Source organism: Billgrantia sp. Q4P2, assembly GCF_052806135.1.
Genome location: NZ_JBRBAI010000025.1, coordinates 1 through 8693 on the forward strand (window position 1 = coordinate 1; position 8693 = coordinate 8693).

Sequence of the window (8693 nt, forward strand, 5' to 3'; positions counted from 1 at the left end):
TTCGTCAGCTGGCTGATCTGCCTGGTGTGGCTGAAGGAACCGGAAGGCGCGTTCGACGAGGAGTACTACGTCTCCTCGGTGGACCGCATGATCGAAGAGCAGGAACTGGCCGCAACCCAGGCCAAGCCGCAGCAGGGTTGAGCCGGCTGGGTTTATGTTAGGCTTCATCAGAGGGCGGCGACTTCGGTCGCCGCTTTTTGTCGGTGGGGTGTTGTCAGGGCTAGGCTTTATTGAGCGTGACGCTCGAGTTCATGCAGCGCAGCACGGGCCAGGAAACCGGAACGGCTCTTGTAGTCGCCATGCTTTGCCACGGTGCTGTCGATACGCTTGATCAGCAGGTCGGGCAGGGTGACGTTGATCTTGTGGCTCTTGCCCAGGTAGGGGGTCATGTCGATCTCGACCGCGGCCCAGATCCACCCGGCGAAGTCGGGATTCTCCAGATGCTGCTGGATTGCAGTAGCGGTGGGAATGGGATCGCCGTGCTCCGCCAGGCTTTCGAGATGCCCCTCTATGGCCTCCCGTGCATTGGCGATTGCCTCGTCGAAGGTGTCACCTGCGGAGAAGCAGCCCGGCAGATCGGGCACGACCACGCCATAAGCGTGCTGCTCATCGCCAACCTCGATCGCAATGGGATAGTGCATGGTGTCGCTCCTGTGTGGTGTCAGGTGCTAGCAGCCTCACTTGAAAATGGTTAACTACCCAAATTTTCGGAGAACACGTGTCAGGCGAACACTATCACTGTACAGACGGAGAGTTGCCTTTGTACATTTCCTGAAACTCAAGCACACCCTCTACAAGATCTTCAATCTCAAGCTTATGTGACGCTAATGTTTCATCATACTTTCTCATTTCTGCCACATAGGAGTCGGCAAGAAAATCTGTTCGATGCATCTGCATAAAAGTGTGGACCACTCTCATTAGGCCAATTCGATGCTGCCCTCGGGCTGACATGAGACAGCGTAACAAAGTCTCACCCGCGAATGCTGTACTACAAGAATATACCGCAGACAAAACAGCGCTCATCACAGAACTTTCATCATGTGCCGAGGCCAGTTCGCGCAGCACTTGGCTCTCATCACCTGGGTTAATCTCTTCGTAGCGCATCACTTTGGCTTCCCGTTTGGCCTGAACAAGCCGGCATTGATCAAAGCATTCTTTTGGTTCTGCCTGAGGTCATTCCAGGTTACTGCATACCCGTGATAATTGTTCCCTTGATGATTTTGAAACATAACGATCTCTCCGGTCGAAGAGTCATATGCAATCCTACTAGTGCTGTTTCCACCAATCGGGACAGAATCTGCAAGCGCCCTCTCAGGGTTAGACGGTTGCGGGCTAACCCCGGGGCGGCTCACATCGTGCTTTGGATTGGACTCATATCTGCCACTAAACCCCCCAGGCGAACGAGTTCTACCACCAATTCCGCCCACAGCCCCTGCAGCCGCTGCCGAAATCAACGATGCCTGCTCAAGATCCAAACCATGCTGTTCCTGAAGAAACTGAGCAAAGCCTTCTTGCGAGACGACAGATTCCGCCTCCATATACTGGCCCAACAAAGGCCCAGCATCCAGGCCGATCTGCCATGGAATCTCGCTCCCACCGAAGCCATCCAACGCCTCGCGGAACAATGCCGAATCGTCGACCAAGTGCTGATATTCAGCCGCACAAGCCGCTGAATCTGTGGCGCAGAGCGCAATCAACTCATCCTGCTGAGCGATGCTGAGCGCCCGGTATTTCTCCTGAATCTCAGTACAGTCACCTCGCGCTTCGCAGCCTTCAAGCTCATCGACGTACGCATCGACTTGATCATGCCGTAGATAGTTATACCGCGTCGCTTGAGCTGCAATCTCGGCCCCCTGGTACACGTCGCCGTTGACCAATTCGGCCGCGACGATACCCACCAGCTGCGAGGCGGTGGTCAGGAAGTGGGTTCGCGTCTGGGGGTCGCTGCCCAGCTTGCTATCCAGAAACTCCACCAGGGCTTCATTGGCCCCGGCGGCCATTGCCCCGGTGCGGAAGTCGCCGCCCATGGCTTCGGCGACCAATCCACCGGTCAGGGCGTGCAGGGCGATCTTTTCGGGGCTGCCGTTGTCGAAGCGGCCATGGCTGAAGTCGCCCACGGCGTTGAATAGCACGCCGCTGGCGACGTGGTGCACGGCGTTCTCGAGGCTGTCGCCGAGGTGGTTGCGGTAGCTGCCGCCTTCCACGGCGCTGCGAATACCCGCATCGACGACGGCCTGGCTGGCACGCTGCCCGGCGAAGCGGAGGATATCGCTCCCTGAGCCGAAGCTGAGGTTGAGGTTGCCTGTGCCACCGTTGGGGGTGGCACCGGCCGTCAAGGCGGCGGTGGCAGCGCTGCGCAGGCTGTCTGAGGAGAAGGTATCGCCGAGGGCGGTACCCAGGTCACCGCGATTGTTGACCAGGCTGACCGCGCCGGTGCCGGCCAGCGAGCCGGCGGCGGCACTGGCGGCGATGGCAACCGCACCGGCGCTGGCGCCCCCCAGGGCTGCCAGGGCGTAGTACTGACCGGTGGCGGCGGCGACGATGGCCACCACCAGCGCCGCGCCTGCTCCAAGCCCGGATTGCTCGTAGTCCCAGCTGTCGTGGAAGGCCTTGACCTGCCGCCAGTCGACGTCGCCGCGCTGCTCCATCTCTTGCAGCCAGGCAAGGTCGGGGTTGGCCGCGACCATGGCGTCGATGGTGCGGGTGACGCTGCGACGGTCGATCTTCTCCACGTCGATCTGGAGGCCTTCGGCGGCCTGGATGATGAGGTCGCCCTGAGCCACGAGTTCGCTCTGGCGCAGCGTCTCGCGGGTGAAGCCTTCGCCGGAGGACGATTGCCAGGCGAAGCTGCTTTTGCTGCGCTCGTGGGATTCGGTGTGCATGTCGCTGGCGGTTTCGAAGCGGATGGTGCCGCCGCTGCGCAGTTCGATGTCGCCTTCGGATTCCAGCCGTGCGGCCTGGTAGGTCTGGTCGAGACCGCTGGCGATGAGCAGGTCGCCGCCGGTGTTCACTTCGCTGCCGATGGAGCGCGTTCGGCTCACCTCGTCGCGCTGGGTGCGGCTGCCGCCGAACAGGCCGCCGCTGCTTTTCTTCTTGTAAAGCGAGTAGTCGAGTTGCTGGGCGGTCCGGAATTCGATGTCGTCGCCGGCCAGCAGGGTGGCCTCTTGCCCGGCCTGCAAGCGGCTGGCGGTCAGGCGCAGGTCGTCGCCGGCATTCAGGATGAGGTCGTCACCTGCGCTGAATTCGCTGCCCTGAACGCGGCGCCGGCTGTCGATGGTGTGGGGTTCCTCCTCGCCGCTCTGCATACTCGCTGCGTTGACCGGCATCTAGGAAAAGATCGCGGCCCGCCAGTGCGATGAGGTAATTCGCCATCTGTGGTTTGCCTAAAGCTCTCTTAACCCCTACACACCTTTGGGTAAAAACCTCTAATTTACCGTAGAGACATCGTCAATTTTTTGGAACTATTTTTTAGATAGCTTATTTACAAATTCATCGAAATTCTCCTTCAATTTAATCGCTATCTCACAGAGCTGTTCCTCATCGCTCTTAGGCGAATCAGGAACAGCTACCAGCAACTCCTCTATAGACAAATTCTTTCCAGAAGACAGCAATGAATTCAAAAACAACCATTCATTACTCTCCAAATTCACATTACTTGCCCCAACAGTGCCGACTAAACAATTGACCTCACCATCCCTTCGGGATCGATAAAAGCTTAACTTACATTGCGGGGACCTATAAAAAACCAAAGATTTATTGCCGCCATCCAAATCTTTAGATTCTTCATGCTCAAACCCCTTAGCAGAAAGAAATTCCGCCAAAACAGCTTGAACTTTTCCCTGAAAGCCATTAGTCATCATCAATCAACCTTAATCCAAGAACCACCATCTCTAACATAACCAAATTGCCCAGCATTAGTTTCAAGATACTTAATCTCCATTGCCGTAAAGCTACTGGGCCTATTAGTCAACACCTCCCTAATAGTTTCACCATGGAGATCAATTCGACTAACACCACGCTCTAGTTGACTTTGAAGGAATTGCTCATTCACTGACCAAGCTTTTGCTCGGCTTTCTGCCTCACTTAGTCCATTTGTGAGCTTGGAGAAGAAGCTAGAGTCAGTTTCATACCATACACCACCATTGGCTTTTGCCTCTCCAATATACCCTCCATTTTCAACCCACCTACCTAGAACCACGCGATTCGAATCCTGATTAATATGGGTAGACATTTCGGCAATTTGTCGAGCAAATTGATTAGCTTCAGTGCCTGTTGAATTTCGCAATCCACTAATAGCATCATCCAATGAGACTTTGTGTGGTCCAATATGACCATCCTGCACCCTACTCCCAGAAAAGTCACCTGCCCCCGCTATGCCTGACCGGCTTGTGACAACATTCCTGGCCAGCCTCGGCAGGCTTGCCACTAGCCCACCTGCGCCCATCAGCATCGACTGATTTTCTAGCGCGACGCGTACTCTCAGCCTGTCGGCTTCGTCCAGATGCCCCGCCAGTTCCAGCGCATCGGCTTGGGCCAGCTGTTCGCGGTTACTCTCGGTAATGTAGTTTGCCGGATTGGCCGCAAAGGCCTGTATCTCTTGGCCCATCTCTCGCAGTATCGCTTGAGATTCTGCATCACCCAGCAGCGCTTGTCCTGCGAGTTGCCCCATTATCCTGGCTGCATTGGCAGAATCAACCGCCATCTCTGAGAGGGCTTCGGCGCCAATACGCTCCATGCGCTGTTGCTGGTGCTGACCATACTGTCTCGCCGTATGGGTGTACTCAGCAAAGACCGTGTCTCGATCCTCTCGGCCCAGTGTCACGTCTTGCCAACTCCTCATGGCAGCCTGCAGCAAGGCCCGTTCGTAGCCGCAGGCTTGTGCAGAGCCGCCTTGGCCACAGGCTTCCTCTAGCGCAAGGTCACGAGACTGGCTGAGTGCGTGAATCGCTAGGCGTTCTTCCTCTAGGGTTTGACGTTGGGCCTCTGTGAGGTTTTCCTCTTCCAGTTGGCGATTCAGTTCTTCTTGAGGCCCTGACCCCGTCCAGCCGGGTATATCCCTACTCGGTTGAATTGGTAAACTATCAATGAATATTAACTTTCTTGAAAGTTAATCACCTATCTAACACTTCTAACGCTTTGTCTATCCATTCAGAAACAGACATACCTTCCGACTCTGGCTTAAAATTTCCACCCAGCTTATTTATTGTATCCTGTGGTAAATCACCTCTAGCTTGAAGCTCCTTGAGAGACTGAACTAATTCAACCACAGATTCAACCGGCTCAGTATTTGCAAAATCTCCAACAGCATCGAGGGATGATTCATAATCATCACGCCAGTCCTGATGCAAATAAGCCGCAAAGAAATATTCTAATATTGTATTCATTTTATTTCTCCTAATCATTGGGTTTCGGGAAAGACGTATGAATTCGGCAACCATTTGGAGCCAAGGAATCCTTTACCAAAAGCACAAATGATTTGTTTGATGGCTGCGATACTGTTGAACCTTGAGGAATAACACGGCCAATCTCGTAATCAAGAATTTCATTAAGTGGAAGCCTAGACCCAGGGCTGTTTGTTAACCAATCCTGTATACGGTCACTATTCCTCGACAGCACATCTCCAACCGCCCTCTGAGCTGTTTCTAAATCCGGGTATGTTGATGAGCCTAAAATATCTGACTCAGTCTCAAACCGTTGCAGCAACTGCTCATCAGTTTTACCAACATGCCGCCTAATGGTATGCCCATCCAAGTTTTCATGAAAAACAAGTGTTCCGCCAGTTGCATCTTTAATCAAAGAGGCATTGTCTGGAACGACAGGGCCAAAGCCCTGTTGTTAACGTAATCAGCGTAACTCAATCTTGAATCGCTCTTCCTCCGGCAAGTTCCACTCAGCATCCTGACGTTCGACATTGCGTAGAATTTCCACGATCCTATCGAAATCCGTTTTCATTGCGGCCTGCGATAACGAGGAGTTACTCCAGACCAACAGCACCGGCCGCTCAACATCGGTACTCAAAGCATCCCACAGAGCGTCAAGGTTACTTCCGTAATAAGAAGGAAACCCCAAAGCCTGAGCAATTGCTACGTGAAAATCCACTTCTGACTGAACCTGACGGCCGTCAATCTCTGCAATCATCTTATTGACCTCCAAAAGGATGCACCGTCTTATAGTGATCGGTGGTGATGTACACCTGACCATCATTTGAGTAGAGCAATCGTGTTCCTGGTTGGTTAGCACGAGACATCGTTCCACTCAAACCTACGTCTGCCTCATACCAGACTCTACCAGGAGCAGATGGCAAAACATTCGTGGTGTTCTGGAACACATCACCACCGAGCTGCCCGCCTGGCACGTAGTTGTTTAGGGCTTTACCTGGTCTCCAGCCAGCTGCAATGGCTTCTTGCTTGGTTACAAAATTGTCTGGTAGCCGGCCGGTTGCCCTGAGGCTATCCACCAGCGGGCTTGCCTGCTCAGAAACGGAAAGAACCTCTCTATACCTCGCAAAGTTCGCAACGTTGTGAGCCTCACCTACGCTGTTTGGAACAACATCGCCATCCTGCACCCTACTCCCAGAAAAGTCACCAGCTCCCTCTATGCCTGATCGGCTTGTGACAAAATTCCTGGCGATCCTCGGCAGGCTTGCCGCTAGCCCACCGACGCCCATCAGCATCGACTGGTTTTCCAGGGCGACCCGTACTCTCAGTCTGTCGGCTTCGTCCCGCTGCCCTGCCAGCTCCAGCGCATCGGCTTGGGCCAGCTGTTCGCGGGCACTCTCGGTAATATAGTTCGCCGGATTGGTAAATAAGGCCTTTATCTCTTGCCCCATCTCTCGCAGTAGTGCTTGAGATTCTTCGTCACCCAGCAGCGCTTGCCCTGCGAGTTGTCCCATTATGATTGGCGCGTTGACAGAATCAACCACCATCTCGGAGAGGGCTTCGGCGCCAATGCGCTCCATGCGCTGCTGCTGGTGCTCAGCATGCTGCCTCGCCGTATGGATGTACTCGGCAAAGACCGTGTCTCGGTCCTCTCGACCCAGTGTCACGTCTTGCCAGCTACTCATGGCAACCTGCAGCAAGGCCCGTTCGTAGCTGCAGGCTTGTGCCGAGCCGCCTTGGCCACAGGCTTCCTCTAGCGCAAGGTCACGCGACTGGCTGAGGGTGTGAATCGCTAGACGTTCTTCCTCCAGGGCTTGGCGCTGTGCCTCTGTGAGGTTTTCCTCTTCCAGTTGGCGATTCAGTTCTTGTAGCCGCTTGGCTTCCGGATGCGCCAGGTAGTTGTACCGCGTCGAATACCCGGCGATCGCGGCCCCCTGATTCACATCGCCGTCGGTCAGTTCGGCGGCGACGATGCCGGTGATCTGCGAGGCGGCGACCAGCAGTTGCGGGTCGTTGTCGACCAACTCGGCGAGGTGGTCGACCAGCGCTTCGTTGGCGCCGGCGGCCAGGGCACCGGTGCGGAAGTCGCCGCCCGTGGCTTCGGCGACGGCGCCGCCGGCCAGAGCGTGCAGGGCGATTTTCTCGAGACCTCCCTCCGCCCATTCCTGATCACGGGCATAGTCGCCTATGGCGTCGAACAGTACGGCGGAAACCACTTCGGTCAGTACACCGTCGAGGCCGGCTTCGAGGTTGTCGCTCAGGCTGCCGCCTTCGATGGCGGTGCGTACGCCGGTATTGATCGCCATTTGCGCGGTGCGCTCGCCGGCAAGGCGGGCGACGTCGCCGGCGTTGCTGAAGTCGAGTTGGTGGGTGTCGGTGGTCTCGCCCATGACGCCCCGGGTGATCCCGGCGCTGACGGCGGCGGTGGCCGCGCTACGCAGGCTGTCGCTGGAGAAGGTGTCGTCGAGGGTGTCGCCGAGATCGCCACGGTTGTTGATGGCGCTGACGGTGGCGGTGGTGGCCATGCTGGTCATCGCGGCTGTGGCCGCGACGTTGGCCCAGCCGGCGGAGGCGCCGGCCGATGCGGCGGCCCAGGCACTGCCGGCGGCGGTCGAGGCTCCCGCCGCCGAGGCACCACCGGCCACCAGGCCACTGGCGGCGCCGGCGGTGAAGTAGGTCACGACGATGGCCACCACCAGCGCCGCGCCTGCTCCAAGCCCGGATTGCTCGTAGTCCCAGCTGTCGTGGAAGGCCTTGACCCGGCGCCAGTCGATGTCGCCACGCTCTTCCATTTCCTGGAGCCAGGCGAGGTCGGGGTTGGCCGCGACCATGGCGTCGATGGTCTGGCTGACGCTGCGGCGGTCGATCTTCTCCACGTCGATCTGGAGGCCTTCGGCGGCTTGGATGATGAGCTCGCCCTGGGCCACCAGTTCGCTCTGGCGTAGCGTCTCGCGGGTGAAGCCTTCGCCGGAGGCGGATTGCCAGGCGAAGCTGCTTTTGCTGCGCTCGTGGGATTCGGTGTGCATATCGCTGGCGGTTTCGAAGCGGATGGTGCCGCCGCTTTGCAGTTCGATGTCGCCGCCGGCATCCAGCCGCGCCGCTTGGTAGGTCTGGTCTTGCCCGCTGGCGATGAGCAGGTCGCCGCCGGTGCTCACTTCGCTGCCGATGGCGCGGGTCTTGCTGACTTCGTCGCGCTGGGTGCGACTGCCGCCGAGCAGGCCGCCGCTGCTCTTTTTCTCGTAAAGCGAGTAGTCGTGCTGCTGGGCGGTGAGGAGTTCGATGTCGCCGCCGGCCAGCAGCGAGGCATTATCGCCC

At 56.9% G+C, this 8693-nt stretch carries 9 protein-coding genes and 1 pseudogene; all 10 read right to left on the reverse strand.

The genetic code is table 11. The annotated features are described in order from the left end of the window. Nucleotides 1-227: 227 nt before the first annotated feature. The gene (locus tag ACUY1T_RS21805; protein WP_434233504.1) at nt 228-641 is read right to left on the reverse strand and encodes a type II toxin-antitoxin system HicB family antitoxin; all 414 of its coding nucleotides are present in this window, start codon (nt 639-641) and stop codon (nt 228-230) included. A 94-nt stretch (nt 642-735) separates the two neighbouring features. Further along, complete coding sequence (locus tag ACUY1T_RS21810) at nt 736-1104, reverse strand: hypothetical protein (protein WP_446025670.1); 369 nt, start codon at nt 1102-1104, stop codon at nt 736-738. Continuing rightward, on the reverse strand, nt 1104-3326 hold the full coding sequence (locus ACUY1T_RS21815; RefSeq protein ID WP_446025671.1) for a DUF637 domain-containing protein: 2223 nt from the start codon (nt 3324-3326) through the stop codon (nt 1104-1106). Before ACUY1T_RS21815 ends, ACUY1T_RS21810 begins: the two co-directional genes overlap by 1 nt. 135 nt (nt 3327-3461) lie before the next feature. Next, nucleotides 3462-3860, reverse strand: a complete 399-nt coding sequence (locus ACUY1T_RS21820; protein ID WP_446025672.1) for a hypothetical protein — start codon at nt 3858-3860, stop codon at nt 3462-3464. Continuing rightward, a complete protein-coding gene (locus ACUY1T_RS21825) occupies nt 3860-4822 on the reverse strand; it encodes a hypothetical protein (protein WP_446025673.1) in 963 nt (320 codons plus the stop codon). The genes ACUY1T_RS21820 and ACUY1T_RS21825 overlap by 1 nt, the downstream gene beginning before the upstream one ends. Nucleotides 4823-4843: 21 nt before the next feature. Then, nucleotides 4844-5092, reverse strand: a pseudogene (locus tag ACUY1T_RS21830) (DUF6862 domain-containing protein); the annotation flags it as partial. A 19-nt stretch (nt 5093-5111) separates the two neighbouring features. After that, a complete protein-coding gene (locus tag ACUY1T_RS21835) occupies nt 5112-5384 on the reverse strand; it encodes a contact-dependent growth inhibition system immunity protein (RefSeq protein ID WP_446025674.1) in 273 nt (90 codons plus the stop codon). Nucleotides 5385-5394: 10 nt separating this feature from the next. Further along, the gene (locus tag ACUY1T_RS21840) at nt 5395-5796 is read right to left on the reverse strand and encodes an RNase A-like domain-containing protein (protein ID WP_446025675.1); all 402 of its coding nucleotides are present in this window, start codon (nt 5794-5796) and stop codon (nt 5395-5397) included. 48 nt (nt 5797-5844) lie between these two features. Further along, nucleotides 5845-6138: a barstar family protein gene (locus tag ACUY1T_RS21845; RefSeq protein ID WP_446025676.1), complete on the reverse strand. Its 294-nt coding sequence runs from the start codon at nt 6136-6138 to the stop codon at nt 5845-5847. A 1-nt stretch (nt 6139) separates the two neighbouring features. After that, nucleotides 6140-8693 (reverse strand): DUF637 domain-containing protein (locus ACUY1T_RS21850; RefSeq protein ID WP_446025677.1); only part of this gene is annotated, 2554 nt, incomplete at its 5' end.

Coding starts and splice junctions, on each gene's coding strand:
- ACUY1T_RS21805 (WP_434233504.1), bottom strand. CDS start 641: ATGCACTATCCCATTGCGATCGAGGTTGGCGATGAGCAGCACGCTTAT.
- ACUY1T_RS21810 (WP_446025670.1), bottom strand. CDS start 1,104: ATGCGCTACGAAGAGATTAACCCAGGTGATGAGAGCCAAGTGCTGCGC.
- ACUY1T_RS21815 (WP_446025671.1), bottom strand. CDS start 3,326: ATGCCGGTCAACGCAGCGAGTATGCAGAGCGGCGAGGAGGAACCCCAC.
- ACUY1T_RS21820 (WP_446025672.1), bottom strand. CDS start 3,860: ATGATGACTAATGGCTTTCAGGGAAAAGTTCAAGCTGTTTTGGCGGAA.
- ACUY1T_RS21835 (WP_446025674.1), bottom strand. CDS start 5,384: ATGAATACAATATTAGAATATTTCTTTGCGGCTTATTTGCATCAGGAC.
- ACUY1T_RS21845 (WP_446025676.1), bottom strand. CDS start 6,138: ATGATTGCAGAGATTGACGGCCGTCAGGTTCAGTCAGAAGTGGATTTT.